The sequence below is a fragment of the uncultured Phyllobacterium sp. genome (genome assembly GCF_902479695.1).
Classification (GTDB): Bacteria; Pseudomonadota; Alphaproteobacteria; order Rhizobiales; family Rhizobiaceae; genus Phyllobacterium; species Phyllobacterium calauticae.
The window spans coordinates 46,263-65,758 of sequence record NZ_CABSQF010000021.1; the positions used below are offsets into that span (position 1 = coordinate 46,263).

Here is a 19,496-nt window from a genome sequence, read left to right on the forward strand (position 1 = left end):
CGGCACGGCTTGTTGCGCCTGAATTTCAGGTGATCCGGAGCTGGTGTCGCTGTCGCGCAAAGCGGCAGGAGACCAGAAAATGAACGTCATTCTCAAGAATTCCGCATTGAATGCGGAGAAGAAGGACAGCCGCAAGCTGTCCATGCGGGCTGTGCGCGAAGCCCAGAACGATATCGACATCACCCTCGCCAACGTCAAAAGCCACCGGGACGGCCTGACGGTCCGCGATGCGACGGAACGCCTGGCCAAGGACGGGGCAAACGAGGTCGCCCACGACCGGCGCCCGCATGCGCTGCTCCAGTTCATGTCGGCTTTCAAGAACCCCTTCATCATGGTGCTGATCGTTCTCGGCCTGATCAGTGCTTTCACCGATTGCTGGCTGCCCATGCAAAATGGCGATGCTCCGGATCCGACCAAGGTGATCATTCTCGCGGTCATGATTCTGGCCAGCGGCATCATGCGCTTCGTCCAGGAATACCGCTCCGGCAAGGCGGCCGAAGCCTTGAAGGCGATGGTCCGTACCACAGCGACGGTGCTGCGCCGGAACCGTGCGACGACCCCGCCGGAAATGCTCGAAATTCCGATGCGGGAACTTGTGGCGGGCGACGTGGTGCGCCTGTCCGCCGGTGACATGATCCCGGCCGACGTGCGCCTGATCGAATCGCGCGATCTCTATGTCAGCCAGGCGGTCCTGACCGGCGAAGCCATTCCCGTCGAAAAATACGACACGCTCGGCGCGGTTGCCGAGAAGTCGGCGCTGGGCATTGCCTCGGATCAGACCGACATGCTGGATGTTCCCAATATCTGCTTCATGGGCACCAATGTGGTCAGCGGCACGGCGACGGCTGTCGTCGTGGCAACGGGACCGCGCACCTATTTCGGTTCGCTTGCCAAATCCATCGTCGGTTCGCGGGCGCAAACCGCCTTCGACCGCGGCATCAACAGCGTCAGCTGGCTGCTCATCCGCTTCATGCTGGTGATGGTGCCCGTCGTCTTCCTGATCAACGGTTTCGTCAAGGGTGACTGGCTGGAAGCCCTGCTGTTCGCGCTTGCGGTTGCCGTTGGCCTGACGCCGGAAATGCTGCCGATGATCGTCTCGTCCAACCTGGCCAAGGGCGCCGTTGCCATGGCCCGGCGCAAGGTCGTGGTCAAGCGCCTGAACGCCATCCAGAACTTCGGTGCGATGGACATCCTGTGCACGGACAAAACAGGCACGCTGACCCAGGACAAGATCATCCTCGAGCATCATGTCGATGTCTACGGCAAGCGCGACGAGACGGTGCTGCGCCTTGCCTGGCTCAACAGCCATCACCAGAGCGGCGTGAAGAACCTGATGGATCAGGCCGTGCTGCGCTTTACCGATGCATCGGCCGACAACATGCGGACTGCCGCCTTCTATCGCAAGGTCGACGAGATGCCGTTCGATTTCATCCGCCGGCGGCTGTCGGTGGTGGTCGAAGGCGTGGCCGGCGAGCACCTGCTGGTCTGCAAGGGCGCCGTGGAGGAAATGCTTGGTATTGCGACCCGCATGCGCGACGGGAACGATGTCCGCGTGCTCGACGACACCAGCCGCAAGGCACTGGTTGCCATCGCCCGCGCCTACAATGAGGACGGATTCCGTGTTCTGGTGGTCGCCACCCGAGAAATCCCGGCCGGGGACACCAAGGCGCAATACGGCATCGCGGATGAAAGCGAGCTGATCGTCGAAGGTTTCCTGACCTTCCTCGACCCGCCCAAGGAAACCGCCGGACCGGCAATTGCGGCGCTGGCCGAACATGGCGTCGCGGTCAAGCTGCTGACCGGTGACAATGAGGTGGTCAGCCTCAAGATCTGCCGAGAGGTCGGGCTTGAAGCGGGGATACCGCTGCTGGGGCGGGACATCGAGAAGCTGGACGACAGCGCGCTGCGCCTGCTCGTGGAAGAGCGCGTCGTCTTCGCCAAGCTGACGCCGCTGCAGAAATCGCGGGTGCTCAAGGCCCTGCAGGCCAATGGCCACACGGTCGGCTTCCTCGGCGACGGGATCAACGATGCCCCGGCGCTGCGCGATGCGGATGTCGGCATTTCCGTCGACAGCGGTGCGGATATCGCCAAGGAATCGGCCGATATCATCCTCCTGGAAAAGAGCCTGATGGTGCTCGAAGAGGGTGTGATCAAGGGTCGCGAGACCTTCGGCAACATCATGAAGTACCTGAACATGACGGCCAGCTCCAACTTCGGCAACGTGTTCTCGGTGCTCGTGGCCAGCGCCTTCATCCCGTTCCTGCCGATGCTGGCGATCCATCTGCTCATCCAGAACCTGATGTACGATATCTCGCAGCTGGCATTGCCGTGGGACCGGATGGACAAGGAATTCCTCAGCAAGCCGCGCAAGTGGGATGCAAGGAACATCGGCCGTTTCATGCTGTGGATCGGACCGACCTCGTCGATCTTCGACATGACCACCTTTGCCCTGATGTGGTTCGTCTTTGCCGCCAATGCGCCCGAGCATCAGTCGCTGTTCCAGTCCGGCTGGTTCATCGAGGGGCTTCTGTCGCAGACGCTGGTCGTGCACATGCTGCGCACGCAGAAGATTCCCTTCATCCAGAGCACGGCGGCCCTGCCGGTCATGCTGATGTCGATCCTGGTGATGGGCCTCGGAATCTATGTGCCGTTCTCGCCGCTCGGCACGCTGGTCGGGTTGCAGCCTCTGCCCTGGAGCTACTTCCCCTGGCTGGTGGCTACCCTGTTCAGCTACTGCGTCGTCGCCCAGACGATGAAGGCGATCTACATCCGCCGCTTCGGCCAGTGGTTCTGAACCGTCAAACAGCGGGCGGCATCTGCCGCCCGTCATCCTCCCGTTCCGCAAGACCGCCAGAGGAGATCTGCCATGGTCATGACCAATTTCATCCTGCACTTTCAGGCAGGCACGCCACCCCATGGTTCATGGGGTGGTTTGCCCAAACGCGGCTCGCTTTCGAAACGCCCGGAACCGCGCCGTTCACGGATAGGGGATCAGTTCCTGCGATGGCTCTGCTGGCTTTTGGCCGTGACGGGGCAGGGATTGTTCTGGCTTGCCACGCGGCTGCACCGCCGGGGCGTTCTCAATCGCAGGCGCAGCTGGCGCCTCATCCAGTGGTCGTCCTCCCTGAACCAGAGCGCCATCCGCATCATGCGGCGGGCGCGCTGGTAGTGCACCTCCCATTTCAACACAGACTGCAAGGAGCACATCATGCGCCTTTTGATTTCCGGCGGCCGGCATTTCGATGTCGCCGAAGCCATTCTCGACGAACTGAACCGCATCCATGCGGCCTGCCCGGTGACGGTTCTCATCCATGGCGGTCTTCCCGCCTTGGGATCGGTGGCCGAGGACTGGGCCCGGCAGAACGATGTCCATATCGTCCGCTATCCCGCCAACTGGTCGCTGCTGGGCAAGCAGGCCGACACGAAGCGCAACCGCTTCATGCTCGAAGACAGCCGCCCCGATGCGCTGCTGGCCTTTCCCGGCGGCAGGCATCTGCAGGAACTGGTGCAGCAGGCCCATGCCAGGCATATTCCGGTGATCACGGCCCGAAGCCTGGAGCGGTCTTCCCATGGTGAGGCGGGGGCGCCTGCGGATCATTGCGCCGACAGTCCGGAGGGTGACATGCCGTGCCAAGCCGCCTGTCTCGCGATGACAGGGACTGTCATCATTGTTAACCGGAGAAATGCTAGTCTCGCATGACGAGCCAGCTGCGGTGACCCCATGAAATTCATACAGACATTCGATCTCTATCCCTTTCTCGATACGACCATCAGCTTCGTCGCCGCCTTCATCTTCGGCACACTGATTGGCGCCGAGCGCCAGTACAGGCAGCGGACGGCCGGGCTGCGCACCAATGTGCTTGTCGCCATTGGTTCGGCGGCCTTCGTCGATCTGGCGCAGCGGATTGCCGGGACGACGGAAGCCGTCCGGGTGATTTCCTACGTGGTTTCCGGCATCGGCTTTCTGGGTGCGGGCGTGATCATGAAGGAAGGAATGAACGTGCGGGGGCTGAACACTGCGGCAACGCTCTGGTGTTCGGCGGCGGTGGGTGCCTGTGCCGGCACGGACATGCTCGCCGAAGCGGCGCTGCTGACGGTGTTTGTCCTTGCCGGCAACACGCTGCTGCGCCCGCTGGTCAATGTCATCAACCGCATCCCGATCAGCGAACAGGCGGCGGAGGCCACCTATGAGGTCAAGCTGATATCGACCCGTGCGGCCATGCCGACCATGCGCGACCTCCTGGTCGAACGGCTTGAAGAGGCGGATTATCCCGTCAGCGACGTTGAAATCACCGATCAGGGCGATGACGAGACCGTGGAAATCGTGGCCACGCTGGTCAGTACGGCGATCGATCCCGACGAGATCGACGCGGTGATTGCCCATATGGAAAAGCAGCACGGCATTTCCCACGGAACATGGGAGGGCAGCACAAAGGACTAGTTAATGTTGCATTATCACGCAAGTTTACAGCCTGATATATACTGTGATCATAATGCAACAGTGCCACAGACATTACGCTCTGCCTTGTTTTTGACACACGGTTGCCGCGATCCGTTTTAAAAGGATAGAGGCAAGCGGTGACCACGACCGCCTGTCCGCCCCGCCTGTCCCATCGTTTGAAAGCATACAGAATGTCATCCCTCGTTTCGCGCCGGTCATTCCTGACCGGCCTGTCGCTCGTTGGCGTTTCAGCCGTCGCTGCCTGTGCCCAGTTGCCCAAACAGTCGCTCGATCTTGCCGGTTCGCAGGATGCCGTGCCGGCGGACAAGCCGGCACCCGTCGAGGTTGCCGCACCGGCACCGGCGAAGCCCGATTACATCAGCATGTATCAGGCGGTCGAAGAGGAGGGCTACAGGCTGCCGGCGATACCCTTTGCCAAGGTCAATGAAAAATTCCTGCGGCAGGTCGTCGACGATCCGACAGGGGAGAAGCCCGGCACGATCGTCGTCAACACCGTCGACAAGTTTCTCTATCTGGTTCTGAAGAACGGCAAGGCCATGCGCTATGGTGTCGGGCTCGGCCGGCAGGGCTATTCCTGGAAGGGCCGCGCCATTGTCCAGTGGAAGCGCAAGTGGCCGACCTGGACACCGCCATCGACCATGATTTCACGCGATCCGAAGCTGGAAAAATGGCGCCAGGGCATGCCGCCGGGTGTCAACAATCCGCTGGGTTCGCGAGCCCTCTATATCTTTCAGGGTGGTGTCGACACGCTGTACCGCATTCACGGTTCGCCGGACTGGAACTCCATCGGCAAATCCGCATCGTCGGGTTGCGTGCGCATGTTCAATCAGGACGTGATGGATCTCTATGAGCGCGTCCCCGGCAAGGCCCCGCTGCTGGTTATTTAGGACCAGGATTCATGAACACGGCCGCAGCCGGTTTTGACTGCGGCCTAGTGTTGCGCATGCGCGCATTTGCCGTGATCGGCCAGAATTTCGATGACGCGGCATTCGGCAACGCGGCCGTGCCGGCATCCCTCCACCATCAGTTCCAGCTCGGCTTTCAGCGCATTCAGGCTGCGGATGCGCTGCTCGACCTCGATGAGGCGCGCATTGGCAATGCCGTCGGCGGTTTCGCAGGGCTGGTTGGGATCATCCTGCAGGTGCAGCAGCGTGCGGATGGAGTCGATCTCGAAGCCGAGCTCGCGCGCATGGCGGATGAATGCCAGCCGGCGGATATCCGTGTCTTCATAGTGCCGCCGGTTGCCATCGGTGCGCGCCGGTGCCGCCAGCAGCCCGATCTGTTCGTAATAGCGGATGGTCGGCACTTTGACACCGCTACGCTTTGCTGCTTCGCCAATTGAAATTTCTTTCAACATTCCACTTGCTCCTCTAGTCACTAGAGCATGTAGCCTTGCCGGCAACAGAGTCAAGAGAGGTTGAATTATGACAGCAGCGCCAACGCAAACCCGCTTCCGGGTCGAGGGCATGGACTGTGCAAGCTGTGCGGCCAAGATCGATACGGCGGTGCGCCGCCTGCCTGGCGTGGCCGACATTTCCGTGTCGGTGACGGCGGGCACGATGACGGTCAACCCCGACGACACCGCCGATCTCGGTGTTCTCGAGAAAAAGGTCAACGGCCTCGGCTACAAGGTTTCGCCGCTGACAGCCAAGAGCCCGGCGCCCGTGGCGGCACCGTCATGCAGCGGGCATGACCATGCCAACCACAACCACGCGGATCATGATCACCACGACCATGACCATGCGGGCCACGATCATTCCGGGCATGACCATGCGGACACAAACGCGGCTGTGGTCGCAGCTCCAGTGCAAAGCGCCGGGCCCGCCCGCTGGTGGCAGAGCCGCAAGGGCTTTCTGACCATCATCAGCGGTGTCGCCCTTGTCGCGGCCTATGCCGTCGGCAAGCTTTATCCGGATATCGCCAACGGAGCCTTTGTCGTGGCGATGCTGGTCGGGCTGGTACCCATTGCCCGCCGTGCGCTGATGGCGGCGCGTTCCGGCACGCCATTTTCCATCGAAATGCTGATGACGGTCGCAGCCATCGGCGCGGTGATCATTGGCGCGGGTGAAGAAGCCGCCGCCGTGGTCTTCCTGTTCCTGATCGGCGAAATGCTTGAGGGCGTTGCCGCTGGCCGTGCCCGCGCCAGCATCCAGGGTCTCGCCGATCTCGTCCCGAAAACCGCGCTGGTGGAGCGTGGCGGCAACACGGTCTCGGTTCCTGCCGATGCGCTTGCCATTGGTGATATCATTCTGGTGCGGCCGGGTGACCGTATTCCTGCCGATGGTGACATCACCGAGGGAACAAGCGAGATCGACGAAGCGCCGGTCACGGGCGAAAGCACGCCCAAGCGCAAGAATGCCGGTGATCCGGTCTTTGCCGGGACCATCAATACCGACGGTGTCCTGCGCATCGCCGTCACCGCGACGGCAAGCGACAACACCATCGCCCGGGTGATCCGTCTCGTGGAAGAAGCACAGGAAAGCAAGGCGCCGACGGAACGGTTCATCGACGGTTTCTCGCGCTATTACACACCGGGCATCATGGTCGTTGCGGCGCTTGTCGCCATCGTCCCCCCCTTGTTCATGGGCGGCATCTGGAGCGAATGGGTCTATAAGGGCCTTGCCATTCTCCTGATCGGCTGCCCCTGCGCGCTTGTTATCTCGACACCGGCCGCCATTGCCGCCGGCCTCTCCGCGGGTGCGCGGCGCGGCCTGCTGATGAAGGGCGGTGCCGTGCTTGAAACCTTCCGGAAGGTGACGGCCGTCGCCTTTGACAAGACCGGCACCCTGACCGAAGGCAAGCCTGTGGTCACGGATATCGTTTCATTCGGCCTGCCGGAGCAGGACGTGCTGTCGCTGGCTGCCGCTCTCGAAACCGGTTCCAGCCACCCTCTGGCGGTGGCCATTCTCGACCGGGCCAAGGCCGATGCCGTCACGGTTCTTCCGTCCACCGCGGCAAAGGCGGTTTCCGGCAAGGGCGTCGAGGGAACCGTCGGCGGCAAGGACGTGTTCCTCGGTTCGCCGCAGGCCGTCGCCGCAATGGCGCCGCTCAGCGCGGAACAGACGGCAGGCATCGAAGCGCTCAATGATCAGGGCAAGACGGTTTCCGTTGTGCTTGTCGAGGGCAAGCTTGTGGGATTGCTTGCCATGCGCGACGAGCCGCGGGCCGATGCGGAGCGCGGTCTTGCCGTGCTGAAAGAGCAGGGCATCAAGGCCGTCATGCTGACCGGCGACAACAGCCGCACCGCAGAGGCAATCGCTTCCAAGCTGGGGATCGAGCCGAGGGCGGAACTGCTGCCGCAGGACAAGCAGCGGATCGTCGGCGAGATGCAGCGTGCCGGCCTGACCGTGGCCAAGGTCGGCGACGGCATCAATGATGCTCCGGCGCTTGCTGCTGCCGACATCGGCATTGCCATGGGCGGCGGCACGGATGTGGCGCTTGAAACCGCCGATGCGGCAATCCTGCACGGCCGGGTGATCGATGTCGCCAACATGATCGACCTGTCGAAAACGGTGATGAGCAATATCCGCCAGAACATCGGCGTTGCGCTCGGCCTGAAGGCCGTCTTCCTGGTGACGACGATCATCGGTCTGACCGGTTTGTGGCCGGCGATCCTTGCCGATACCGGCGCGACGGTACTGGTGACGGCCAATGCGATGCGGCTTCTCGGCTGGAAGGGCCGCGCGTAAGACATGATATGCGCGGCCTCCCGTCGGGGGGCCGTCAGACGCCGAGATAACGATCCTGAATCGCGCCGGTCAATTCGGCCGGCACACCACTCCAGACGGTGCGGCCCCGCTCAAGCACAAAGCAGCGGTCGGCCACCGGAAGCAGTTCCGACAGGGTCTTGTCGACGACCAGAATGGACTGGCCCTGCCGCTTCAATGCGGCGATGGCCTTCCAGATTTCCTGCCGGATAACCGGCGCAAGGCCCTCCGTTGCCTCATCGAGCACGATCAGTTTCGGGTTGGTCATCAGGGCGCGCGCCACGGCAAGCATCTGCTGCTCGCCGCCCGACAGCGAGTTGGCATATTGCCCGGACCGCTCCGCCAGGCGCGGGAAGAGGGCATTGACCTCCTTGATGGTCCAGAATCCCTTTCGCGCCGAAGCCAGCAGGTTTTCCACCACCGTCAGGTTGGGAAAGCAGCGCCGTCCTTCCGGCACCAGTCCCAGCCCAAGCCGGGCGATGCGATAGGGTTTTGCCGCCGAAATATCGGCGCCGGCGAAGCGGACCGTGCCACGGTGCAGCGGCGAGAGCCCGAAGATCGAGCGGATGGTGGTGGTCTTGCCCATGCCGTTGCGGCCCATCAGCGCAACGGCTTCGCCTTCCGCCATCGCAAGATCGACACCGAAAAGCGCCTGCGACGCGCCGTAGAAGGTCTCGACCCCGGCAAGTTCCAGCAGCATCAGACGCTCTCCCCGAGATAGGCTTCGCGCACCAGCGGATTGCGGCGGATGTCGTCGACCGTGCCGGTGGCGATGATGCGGCCATAGACCAGCACCGAAATGCGGTCGGCAAGGGCAAAGACCGCATCCATATCGTGTTCGATCAAAAGGATCGGTGCCTCGTGCCGCAGCGTGTCGAGAAAGGCGGTGAGGCGTTTCGAGCCTTCCGGTCCCATGCCCGCCATCGGCTCATCGAGCAGGAAGGCTTTCGGACCGAGCGCGAGGGCAATGGCGATTTCCAGCTGCCGCCGTTCGCCATGGGAAAGTTCGGCGCTGGGTATATCGGCCCGGTCAAGCAGTCCCACCCGGCCGAGCATGTCGCGCGCGGTGTCCTTGAGCGATGCATCGGCCATGACAGGCTTCCAGAAACGGAAACTCGACCCTTGATTGGCCTGCACGGCCAGCATGACATTGCGCAATGCCGAGAATTCCGGTGTCAGCGACGATATCTGGAAGGTACGGCCGAGCCCCAGTTGCGCGCGGTGCGAGACGCCAAGCGCCGAGACATCCCGGCCCATGAAATGGATGGAGCCGCTATTGTGCTTCAGCGTTCCGGCGATCTGGTGGATCAGTGTCGATTTTCCCGCACCGTTCGGGCCGATCAGCGCATGGATTTCGCCGGGATGAAGATCAAGGCTGACATCGTCGGTGGCCTTCAGCGCGCCGAAGGATTTGCACAGGTTCCGGATGCTGAGGACGGGTTCAGCCATGACGCACCTTCCCGGCCAGAAGCCCGATGAGACCGCCGCGCCCGAACAGGACAACGGCGAGCAGAATGAGGCCGAGGAACAGCTGCCAATGCTCGGTTAGCCCGCCGAGGGCAAATTCGAACAGCACGAACAGGATGGCGCCAGCAAGGGGGCCGAAGAGACGGCCGGTGCCCCCCAATATGATCAGCACGATGAGTTCGCCGGACATGCTCCACGACAGCATGGACGGACCGACAAAGCGGTTGAGATCGGCAAACAGCGCACCGGCAATGGCGGTGATCATGCCCGACAGGATGAACGCGACGAGGCGGATGCGCAGCGGCCGGATGCCGATGGACGCCACCCGCACCTCGTTCTGCCGCGTGGCCTGCAGCGCCGCACCGAAGCGCGAGTCCCTGAGCCGGGAGAAGGCGAACAACGCCAGCAGGAGCAGGCCATAGGCGATCAGGAAGAAGCTGAGGGGGTTGAGCGTGTTCACCCCGGGAAAGCCATTGCGCATGGTGATCGACAGGCCATCCTCGCCGCCATAGGCGGGCCAGGAGATGGCGAAGTAGTAGATCATCTGGGCGAAGGCGAGGGTGATCATGATGAAATAGACGCCGGAGGTGCGCAGGCTGATCAGGCCGATCAGCAGGGCTGCCAGACCGGCAACGACGGCGCTCACCAGCCAGATCACCGGCATCTGGTTTGTCGCCATGAGCATGACGGGCGCGGTGAGCAGCGGGGTCTGGTTGAAGGCATGGGTGGCAAAGATGCCGGCGGCATAGCCGCCGATGCCGAAAAAGGCGGCATGGCCGAAGGAGACAAGGCCGCCAAGGCCGAGCGCGAGGTTCAGCCCCACCGCGGCAAGCGCAAGAATGGCAATGCGGGTGGCAAGGGTCACGTAGAAAGGCTCGCCCATGCCATGGGCGGCGACAGCGCAAACCGGCACAATGAGGGCCAGAGCGATATTCACAAGGCGTTCGCGATCAGCCATTCCGCCCCTCACACATTGACCGCAAAGAGGCCCTTCGGCCTCACTGCCAGAATGAAGGCCATGACGATATAGATGAGCATCGAGGCGATGGCCGCGCCTGCCGTGGCCGCCTGTGACGGCTGCATGAACAGGGTGAAAAGCTGCGGCAGCAGGAACCGGCCCATGGTGTCGACCACGCCGACAAGAATGGCGCCGGCCAGCGCGCCCTTGATGGAGCCGATGCCGCCGATGACGATGACGACGAAGGCGAGGATGAGCACCGGTTCGCCCATGCCGACCTGCACCGATTGCAGCGCACCGACAAGCGCGCCGGCGAGGCCAGCCAGCGCCGCGCCAAGGGCAAAGACGATGGTGTTGAGCGAAGCGATGTCGACGCCGAGCGCACCAATCATTTCCCGGTCGGATTCACCGGCGCGGATGCGCATGCCGAGCCTTGTCTTTGCGATCAGCAGATAAAGCCCGATGGCGACGATGAGACCGGCGCCGATGATGGCAAGCCGGTAAAGCTGGTACTGCCCGCCGCCCGGCAGGCTGATCGCGCCCTGCAGCACCTTCGGGATGTCGAGATAGAGCGGAAAGGAGCCGAATACCCAGCGCGTGCCCTCGGAAAAGATCAGGATGAGCGCGAAGGTGGCGAGAACCTGATCGAGATGATCGCGGTTGTAGAGACGGCGGATCACCGTGACTTCGACGATGGCGCCTGCGGCGGCAGCGGCAATGAGGCTTGCCACCAGGCCGAGCCAGAACGAGCCGGTATAGGCGGCGACCGCCGCGCAGGCGAAGGCCCCGACCATGTAGAGCGAGCCATGGGCAAGGTTGATCACGCCCATGACGCCGAAGATCAGCGTCAATCCGGCGGCCATCAGAAACAGCATGACGCCGAACTGCAGGCCGTTCAGGGCTTGTTCGATGAGGAGAGCCGAAGACAAGGTTCAATCCAATCCGATGAGACGATCAAAGGCATAGAGGGCGCGCGGATTTTTCGTCCGCGCGCCCGTCTATCGTTCACATCTTGCAGCTGGCCGCATAGGCATCCTGGTGATCGGTGAAGCTGGTGGCGACGATCTTGTTGGTGAGAACGCCGTCTTCCTTGATCACTTCACGCACATAGATGTCCTGGATCGGGTGGTTGTTGTTGCCGAACTTGAATTTGCCGCGCACGGAATCGAACTTGGCTTCCTTGAGGGCGGCGCGGAACGCATCCTTGTCCTTGACGCTGGCCTTGGCAACGGCCGAGAGGATCAGGTTCGCCGTGTCATAACCCTGTGTCGCATAGAGCGATGGCAGGCGCTTGTACTCGGCCTTGAAAGCGGCGACGTATTTCTTGTTGGCGGCGTTATCGAGGTCCTTCGACCAATGCGACGAGTTCTTCACGCCGATGGCCGCATCGCCGATGGCGCCGAGCACGTCCTGATCGAAGGAGAAGCCGGGGCCCATGACCGGCGTGGAAATGCCGGACTGCGAATACTGCTTCATGAAGGCGATGCCCATGCCGCCAGGCAGGAAGAAGTAGACGGAATCGGCACCCGAAGCGCGGATCTGCGCGATCTCGGTGGCATAATCGGTCTGGCCGACCTTGGTGTAGAGCTCGCCTGCCAGCGCACCCTTGTAGAAGCGCTTGAAGCCGGTCAGTGCATCGGTGCCAGCGGGATAGTTCGGCGCAAGAATGAAGGTCTTCTTGTAGTTTGCCGTATTGGCATAATTGCCCATGGCCTCATGCAGGTTGTCGTTCTGGTAGGCGACGTTGAAATAGTTGGGGTTGCAGTTGGCACCGGCCAGCGCCGATGGGCCGGCATTGGTCGAGAGGTAGAAGGTGCCCTGGCCGACAACGCCCGGCACGACCGCCATGGCGAGGTTGGACCAGACGATACCGGTCAGGATGTCGACTTTTTCGCTCTGGACCATCTTGTCGGCGATCTGCACGGCAAGTTCCGGCTTCTGCGCATCGTCCTCGACGATGACCTTGATATCCTTGTTGCCGGACTCCTTGATGGCAAGAAGGAAGCCGTCGCGTATATCGATGCCAAGGCCTGCGCCGCCGCCCGACAATGTCGTGATCATGCCGATCTTGACGGGTTCGGCCATGGCTTGACCGGCAAAAGCCAAACCCGCCATCAATGCCGCTGCTGCTATTCGTTTCATTGCGTCGTTCCCCTTATTTTATGGTTCATCTCAATTCTAAATTGATTCGCGATGCAAGTGCCCGTGCCAACTAACGCCTGGTTGTTGCGTCCTCCGCAAAATCTGCCAGAGCGGGACACGCATCATACCGCCCGGAAGGATGGATCTGGCCGCAGCGCTCCAGCGTGTTCGTGATCGCCGCGATCCCCAGCGCCTCCAGCATCTCGTGCGGGCCGTGGCGGAAATTCAGGCCGAGCTTCAGCGCGGTATCGATTCCCGCCGTCGTGGCCAGTCCCTGTCCGAAGGCGAAGGCCGCTTCGTTGACCAGCATGGCCGCCACGCGCAGGAATATGAGCCCTGAAGTGTCCGTCACCTCGTGCAGTTCAACCCCCAGCGACTTGGCTTGCAGTGCTATGGACTGGATGTCCGCGTCGCGCAGATCATGCTGGGCGAAGGCGAGGGAAACGGGACCGCGCCACTGGCCGATCTGCCGGTCAAGCACGATGACCGGCTGGCGGCTGTGCATGGACAGTTCGCGGGCCGTCCGCCCGTCGCTCAGATGAACCGCCACGCCCGTCCGGGTTTCCAGTTGCCGCTTCAACTCGTCGACAGTCGATATGGAACTGTCACCGGGCAGCACATTGTCCTGACGCGGATAGGTGAAAAATCCGCTTCCGGTTTTGCGGCCGAGCCTGCCCTCGGCCTTCATATTCTCGAGGAGCGGTGACGGCTTGAAGCGTGGCGACCGGTCGAATCCCTGCCATACGGAGGCTGTTGCGGCGAGGTTGATATCCACGCCGACAAGATCGATCAGCTCGAACGGCCCGAGCGGAAAGCCGCCTGACGATGTGAGGCACATGTCGATGGTTGCTGCATCGGTAACGAGATCTTCCAGAAGTTGCAGCGCTTCGCCGTAGAAGGGCCGGGCACAGCGATTGACGAGAAAGCCGGGGCTGTCGCGCACCTCGACGGGCTGCTTGCCCAAGATCTTGACGAGACCGGACAGCCGTTCGGCCATACCCGCTTCCGTCTGCGGACCGGCGACGACCTCGACCAGCTTCATCAGCGGGGCGGGGTTGAAGAAGTGCAGCCCGGCAAAGCGCTGGGGATGCCGGATCGTGCGGGCAATCGCTTCGACGGAAAGGGAAGAGGTGTTGGTGGCAAAGAGGCAATCCGTGGCGCAGACCTTCTCCAGTGCCTGAAACAGCTCTGCCTTGGCGTCCAGCGTCTCGATGATGGCTTCGATGACAAGATGCGCCGGCGCCATGTCCTGCAAGGTCGCGGCAATGACGATGTTCCCGGCGCAGGCGTCGCGCTCGCCTTCCGTCGATTTGCCGCGGGCGATGCGCTGGCCGATATCGGCAAGGATCGCAGCCTTCGCCTTGGCGGCCATGCCGTCCTGCGTGTCATAGAGGATTGTCTTTATTCCGGATCGTGCCAGCAGATGCGCGATGCCCCGGCCCATGGTGCCTGCACCGGCAACGCCGACAATGTTGACCGGCTCGCCCACGCTAGCGCCCCCGGAATTCGGGTTGGCGCTTGGCGCGGAAGGCGGCAATGCCCTCGGCCTTGTCGTCGGTGGACAAAAGCAATTCGAACGACCGGCGCTCCAGCGCCAGGGCATTCTGATCGTCCAGTGCCGTCAGCACCGCCTGCTTGACGAACTGCTGGGCCAGCGGCGCGCCCTTGGCGAGTTTGGCGGCAATATTTTCAGCCGCCGCAAGGCTTTCCCCGGCAGGGGTGCCGTGCGACGCAATACCCCAGTCGAACGCATCGGTGCCGCTGATGGTTTCACCTGTCAGCAGCAGGCGCATTGCCCGGGATTTTCCCAGAAGCGCTGTCAGCCGCTGGATGCCGCCGGCACCGGGAATAAGGCCGAGCCGGATTTCCGGCTGCCCGAAGGTGGCGTTGCCGGCCGCCACGATCAGGTCGCAGCGCTGGGCCAGTTCAAATCCGCCGCCGAGACAATAGCCCTCGACCGCTGCGATCAGCGGCTTGCGCACCCTGGCGATGGCGTCCCATGCATGCAGGCGCAGATCGTGCACGCCATCGACGGATGTCTTGTCGGCGATCTCGCCGATGTCAGCGCCAGAAGCAAAATTGCCCTCGGCGCCGGTGAGGATGATGGTGCGGATTGCGGGGTCGCGGTCAAAGCGCGCGAGACTGTCGGCCAGCTGCTTGAGCATGCTGGTGTTCAGCGCGTTACGCGCCTCGGGGCGTGTCAATGTCAGGATGGCGTAACCATCCTTCACGTCGGTTTGGATATAGTTTTCCATATCGCATCCCCCCTGCAGTTTGCTCTGCTTGACCTGACTATCCCTATAAATCGGAAATTATTCAAGCTTGAAATTTCATGCTTGAAATTATTTTGATGCGGTGACACGATGAGCAAGGTCAAACGGGAGTGTGCCTGATGAAGATCGCCTGTCTTGGAGGAGGGCCCGCCGGTCTCTATTTCGCGATCAGCATGAAGCTGCGCGATCCCGGCCACGACATCACGGTGATCGAGCGCAACAGGGCCGATGACACCTTCGGCTGGGGCGTGGTGCTGTCAAGCGAAACCCTGTCCAACCTTGCCGCCAACGATCCCGTCAGTGCCGACGCGATCCGCGACCATTTCGCCTATTGGGACGATATTGCCGTTCATTTCAAGCAGACCGAGACAGTGTCGACCGGCCACGGCTTTTGCGGCATCGGTCGCAAGACGCTGCTGATGCTGCTGCAGGAGCGGGCGCGCGAACTCGGCGTCAAGCTGCAGTTTGAAACACCTGTCGAAGACATTGCTGCCCTTGCCAAGAATTATGATCTGGTCGTTGCCGCCGACGGGTTGAATTCCCGCGCCCGCTCGACCTTTGCCGCGCATTTCAAGCCGGAAATCGACACGCGCAAATGCAAGTTCGTCTGGCTTGGCACACACCAAAAATTCGACGATGCCTTCACGTTCATCTTTGAGGAAACCGAGCACGGCTGGGTCTGGGCGCATGCCTACCAGTTCGATGCGGATACCGCGACATTCATCGTCGAATGCAGCCAGGAAACCTGGGACAAGTTCGGCTTTGGCGGCATGAGCCAGCAGGAGTCGATTGCAGTCTGCGAGCGGATTTTCACCAGATATCTTGGCGGCCATGCGCTGATGACCAATGCCAACCATATCCGCGGTTCCGCCTGGATCAGTTTCCCGCGGGTGCTGTGCGAAAAATGGTCCCACGACAATGTGGTCCTGCTGGGGGATGCGGCAGCGACTGCGCATTTCTCCATCGGTTCCGGCACCAAGCTGGCGCTGGAAAGCGCGATTGCCCTTGCCAATTATCTCCACACGGAAAACTCCGTTCAGGACGCCTTTGCGAAATACGAGGACGAGCGGCGGCTGCAGGTGCTGCGGCTGCAATCGGCAGCGCGCAATTCGCTCGAATGGTTCGAGGAGGTCGAGCGCTATTTCGATCTCGATCCGGTCCAGTTCAACTATTCGCTTCTGACCCGTTCGCAGCGCATCAGCCATGAGAACCTGCGGCTGCGTGACAGGACGTGGCTGGGAAGCGCCGAAGCGTGGTTCCAGGAAAAGGCCGGGGCGAAGAGGGGGACGCAGCGTGCACCGATGTTTGCGCCGTTCAAACTGCGTGATCTGACCCTGAAGAACCGCATCGTGGTCTCGCCGATGGCGCAGTACAAGGCCGTTGACGGGACACCCACTGACTGGCATCTCGTCCACTACGGCGAGCGCGCCAAGGGCGGGGCGGGTCTGGTGACCATCGAGATGACCTGTGTCAGTCCGCAAGGGCGGATCACGCCCGGCTGCACCGGCATGTACACGCCGGAACACGAAGTGGCGTGGAAGCGCATTGTCGGTTTCATCCATGCGGAGACTGGTGCCAAGGTCAGCTGCCAGCTTGGCCATTCCGGTGCGAAGGGCTCGACGCGCCTTGGCTGGGAGGGAACGGATGTGCCCTTGCCTGACGGCAACTGGCCGGTTCTGTCCGCCTCCGACCTGCCGTGGTCAGCGGACAACCAGACACCTACCGCCATGACCCGCGCCGATATGGACCGGGTGCGCGATCAGTTCGTTGCCTCGGCCGAAATGGCTGACCGGGCCGGGTTCGACATGCTGGAAATCCATGCGGCGCATGGCTATCTCCTGTCGTCGTTCATCACGCCGGTCATGAACAACCGCACCGACGCCTATGGCGGCTCCCTGGAAAACCGCATGCGCTATCCGCTGGAGATATTCCGTGCGGTGCGTCTCGTCTGGCCGTCGGGAAAGCCGATCTCCATGCGCATTTCCGCCAATGACTGGGTGGGCGAGAAAGGCATAACCCCGCAGGATGCCGTCGATATCGCACGGATGCTGCAGGAGGCGGGTGTCGATATCTGCGACGTGTCGGCTGGGCAGACCTCGATAGACGCCAAGCCGGTGTATGGCCGCATGTTCCAGACACCGTTCTCCGACCGCATCCGCAACGAGACGGGCATGGCAACCATGGCCGTCGGCAATATCTACGAGCCGGATCATGCCAATTCCATCCTGCTTGCCGGTCGTGCCGATCTGGTGTGCCTTGCACGCCCGCATCTCGCCGATCCCTACTGGACCCTGCATGCGGCCGTGGCGTTGGGTGACAAGGGCGTGGACTGGCCGAAACCCTATTATCCCGGCAGGGATCAGATGTACCGGCTGGCGGAGCGTGCCGAAGTCATTGCTCCCATCGAGGGCGCGTAGATGACGCAATCACTCCAAGGCAAGGTCGCATTGGTCACCGGCGGCGGGTCCGGTGTCGGCGCCGCCATCGCGCTTGCCCTGGCGGGCGAGGGTGCAAAGGTGGTGATCGCGGGGCGCCGGATGGAGGCGCTGAATGAGATCGCGGCCCAGTCGGAACGCATTATTCCCATCGCTGCCGATGTCACGGATGAGGGCTCGTCCCGCCATCTGTTCGACCGCATCCGCAGCGACGTCGGTCCGCTCGATATCGCCATTGCCAATGCCGGGTCGGCGGCCAGCATGCCATTCCAGAAGCTCGACCTTGCGACATGGCAAAGCCAGATCGATCTCAACCTGACCGGCGTGTTCCTGACCTTCCAGCAGGGACTGCCTGATATGCTGGCGAAAAATGACGGGCGGCTGATTGCCATTGCCTCGACGGCAGGCCTGAAAGGCTATCCCTATGTCTCAGCCTATGCCGCAGCCAAGCATGGTGTGATCGGGCTGGTGCAATCGCTCGCGCTGGAACTGGCGAAGTCTGGGGTGACAGTCAATGCCGTCTGCCCTGGCTTCACCGAAACGCCGATGCTTGAACGCGCCATCGACACGATCATGCAGAAAACCGGCAAAAGCCATGCGGACGCCGTTGCAGCCCTTGTTGCATCCAATCCGCAGAAACGGCTGATCCAGCCTGCGGAGATCGCGCAGACGGTGCTCTGGCTGTGCGGCGCGCATTCCGGCTCCGTCACCGGGCAGGCCATATCCATTTCAGGAGGCGAAGTATGAGCAGCAAGACCAGCCCGTCCGCCGCCCGCAAAGCCGGGCCCGAGCAGGTGAAGCAGAGCCTGCGCGTCTGGCTGAAAATGCTCAAGGCGACCAAGCATGTCGAGGCGGTGGTGCGCGAAAACCTGCGGGTCGAGTTCGATACGACCCTGCCGCGTTTCGACGTCATGGCGGCGCTCTACCGGTTCGAGGAAGGGCTGAAGATGAGCGAACTCTCCTCGGCGCTGCGGGTTTCCAACGGCAATGTCACCGGCATCATCGAGCGGCTCGTATCGGACGGGTCGGTGCTGCGGGTGCCGGTTGCGGGTGACAAACGCGCCATGCTGGTCCGGCTGACCCAGCGGGGCCGGGATGAGTTCGCCCGGATGGCCGCCGCGCATGAGCTGTGGATCAACGAGATTTTCGGCAGCCTGCCGCTGGATGTGACAGCCGGGCTGCTCGCCACGCTGGATACGATTGAACATGCACAGGGACTGCACAGCGAGGGGGAACACGATGCGTGAGATGGCAAATTACACGGCGACCCATTTCAAATGGCATGTCACCGATGGCATCGCGGTCATCTCGCTTGACCGGCCGGAGCGCAAGAACCCGCTGACCTTCGACAGCTATGCCGAACTGCGCGACTGTTTTCGCGCGCTCGTCTATGCGGATGATATCAAGGCCGTGGTTTTCGGTTCCAATGGCGGCAATTTCTGCTCGGGCGGCGATGTGCACGACATTATCGGGCCGCTTCTGAAGATGGACATGAAGAGCCTGCTGGAATTCACCCGCATGACGGGCGATCTGGTCAAGGCCATCATGCATTGTGGCAAGCCGGTTATCGCCGCCGTTGATGGCGTGTGCGTGGGGGCAGGCGCGATCATCGCCATGGCATCCGATCTGCGTCTGGCGACACCGGCCGCCAAAACCGCCTTCCTGTTCACGCGTGTCGGACTTGCCGGCTGCGATATGGGCGCCTGCGCCATCCTGCCACGGATTATCGGTCAGGGCCGCGCGGCCGAGCTGCTCTATACCGGGCGCAGCATGTCCGCGGAAGAGGGCGAGCGCTGGGGTTTCTACAACCGCATTGTCGATGCCGAAACGCTGGACGCTGAGGCACTGAAACTGGCAAGGCGGCTCGCCGAAGGCCCGACATTCGGCCATATGATGACCAAGACCATGCTGAACCAGGAATGGTCCATGTCGATTGATCAGGCCATCGAGGCGGAGGCGCAGGCGCAGGCCCTGTGCATGCAGACGCAGGATTTCCAGCGTGCCTATGATGCCTTCGTCGCGCATCAGACCCCCGCGTTCAAGGGCGACTGA

The 19,496-nt window shown here is 62.2% G+C and carries 18 protein-coding genes; 10 read left to right on the top strand and 8 right to left on the bottom strand.

Annotated features, from left to right (window positions below; translation table 11 throughout):
• The first annotated feature begins 79 nt into the window (after positions 1-79).
• The 5 genes from mgtA (at position 80) to RDL77_RS14280 (ending at position 5,349) form a co-directional block, all read left to right on the top strand.
• Positions 80-2,794, top strand: coding sequence for a magnesium-translocating P-type ATPase (gene mgtA, locus RDL77_RS14260; RefSeq protein ID WP_288193440.1), 2,715 nt, complete (start codon positions 80-82; stop codon positions 2,792-2,794).
• A 72-nt stretch (positions 2,795-2,866) separates the two neighbouring features.
• Positions 2,867-3,169: a hypothetical protein gene (locus RDL77_RS14265; RefSeq protein ID WP_223615412.1), complete on the top strand. Its 303-nt coding sequence runs from the start codon at positions 2,867-2,869 to the stop codon at positions 3,167-3,169.
• Between the two features lie 39 nt (positions 3,170-3,208).
• Positions 3,209-3,700: a DUF2493 domain-containing protein gene (locus tag RDL77_RS14270; RefSeq protein WP_223615411.1), complete on the top strand. Its 492-nt coding sequence runs from the start codon at positions 3,209-3,211 to the stop codon at positions 3,698-3,700.
• Between the two features lie 21 nt (positions 3,701-3,721).
• A complete protein-coding gene (locus RDL77_RS14275; protein WP_223615410.1) occupies positions 3,722-4,441 on the top strand; it encodes an MgtC/SapB family protein in 720 nt (239 codons plus the stop codon).
• A gap of 191 nt (positions 4,442-4,632) precedes the next feature.
• Positions 4,633-5,349, top strand: coding sequence for a L,D-transpeptidase (locus RDL77_RS14280; RefSeq protein ID WP_288193442.1), 717 nt, complete (start codon positions 4,633-4,635; stop codon positions 5,347-5,349).
• A 44-nt stretch (positions 5,350-5,393) separates the two neighbouring features.
• Here the strand turns inward: RDL77_RS14280 and RDL77_RS14285 are convergent, their stop codons facing one another.
• The gene (locus RDL77_RS14285) at positions 5,394-5,816 is read right to left on the bottom strand and encodes a helix-turn-helix domain-containing protein (protein WP_105735390.1); all 423 of its coding nucleotides are present in this window, start codon (positions 5,814-5,816) and stop codon (positions 5,394-5,396) included.
• Between the two features lie 70 nt (positions 5,817-5,886).
• Here RDL77_RS14285 and RDL77_RS14290 point away from each other — a divergent pair, with 70 nt between their 5' ends.
• A complete protein-coding gene (locus RDL77_RS14290) occupies positions 5,887-8,151 on the top strand; it encodes a heavy metal translocating P-type ATPase (RefSeq protein ID WP_288193443.1) in 2,265 nt (754 codons plus the stop codon).
• Between the two features lie 34 nt (positions 8,152-8,185).
• On the opposite strand, the gene RDL77_RS14295 is transcribed toward RDL77_RS14290, so the two are convergent.
• The 7 genes from RDL77_RS14295 to RDL77_RS14325 all read right to left on the bottom strand — a co-directional run bounded on the left by RDL77_RS14295 (position 8,186) and on the right by RDL77_RS14325 (position 14,991).
• Positions 8,186-8,872, bottom strand: a complete 687-nt coding sequence (locus RDL77_RS14295; RefSeq protein ID WP_288193468.1) for an ABC transporter ATP-binding protein — start codon at positions 8,870-8,872, stop codon at positions 8,186-8,188.
• Complete coding sequence (locus RDL77_RS14300) at positions 8,869-9,618, bottom strand: ABC transporter ATP-binding protein (RefSeq protein WP_288193444.1); 750 nt, start codon at positions 9,616-9,618, stop codon at positions 8,869-8,871. Before RDL77_RS14300 ends, RDL77_RS14295 begins: the two co-directional genes overlap by 4 nt.
• Positions 9,611-10,594, bottom strand: a complete 984-nt coding sequence (locus tag RDL77_RS14305) for a branched-chain amino acid ABC transporter permease (RefSeq protein ID WP_288193445.1) — start codon at positions 10,592-10,594, stop codon at positions 9,611-9,613. Before RDL77_RS14305 ends, RDL77_RS14300 begins: the two co-directional genes overlap by 8 nt.
• 8 nt (positions 10,595-10,602) lie before the next feature.
• Positions 10,603-11,523, bottom strand: coding sequence for a branched-chain amino acid ABC transporter permease (locus RDL77_RS14310; RefSeq protein ID WP_288193446.1), 921 nt, complete (start codon positions 11,521-11,523; stop codon positions 10,603-10,605).
• Positions 11,524-11,599: 76 nt separating this feature from the next.
• A complete protein-coding gene (locus RDL77_RS14315; protein WP_288193447.1) occupies positions 11,600-12,736 on the bottom strand; it encodes an ABC transporter substrate-binding protein in 1,137 nt (378 codons plus the stop codon).
• 70 nt (positions 12,737-12,806) lie between these two features.
• Complete coding sequence (locus RDL77_RS14320) at positions 12,807-14,225, bottom strand: 3-hydroxyacyl-CoA dehydrogenase NAD-binding domain-containing protein (RefSeq protein WP_288193449.1); 1,419 nt, start codon at positions 14,223-14,225, stop codon at positions 12,807-12,809.
• A gap of 1 nt (position 14,226) precedes the next feature.
• Complete coding sequence (locus tag RDL77_RS14325; protein WP_223615403.1) at positions 14,227-14,991, bottom strand: enoyl-CoA hydratase-related protein; 765 nt, start codon at positions 14,989-14,991, stop codon at positions 14,227-14,229.
• Between the two features lie 137 nt (positions 14,992-15,128).
• On the opposite strand from RDL77_RS14325, the gene RDL77_RS14330 reads away from it, so the two are divergent.
• The 4 genes from RDL77_RS14330 to RDL77_RS14345 are packed head-to-tail and all read left to right on the top strand — an operon-like array spanning position 15,129 to position 19,496.
• Positions 15,129-17,426: a bifunctional salicylyl-CoA 5-hydroxylase/oxidoreductase gene (locus RDL77_RS14330; protein ID WP_288193451.1), complete on the top strand. Its 2,298-nt coding sequence runs from the start codon at positions 15,129-15,131 to the stop codon at positions 17,424-17,426.
• Positions 17,427-18,191, top strand: a complete 765-nt coding sequence (locus tag RDL77_RS14335) for an SDR family NAD(P)-dependent oxidoreductase (protein WP_288193452.1) — start codon at positions 17,427-17,429, stop codon at positions 18,189-18,191. It begins immediately after the preceding gene.
• Complete coding sequence (locus RDL77_RS14340) at positions 18,188-18,691, top strand: MarR family winged helix-turn-helix transcriptional regulator (RefSeq protein WP_223615400.1); 504 nt, start codon at positions 18,188-18,190, stop codon at positions 18,689-18,691. The genes RDL77_RS14335 and RDL77_RS14340 overlap by 4 nt, the downstream gene beginning before the upstream one ends.
• Positions 18,684-19,496, top strand: a complete 813-nt coding sequence (locus RDL77_RS14345; RefSeq protein ID WP_223615399.1) for an enoyl-CoA hydratase family protein — start codon at positions 18,684-18,686, stop codon at positions 19,494-19,496. Before RDL77_RS14340 ends, RDL77_RS14345 begins: the two co-directional genes overlap by 8 nt.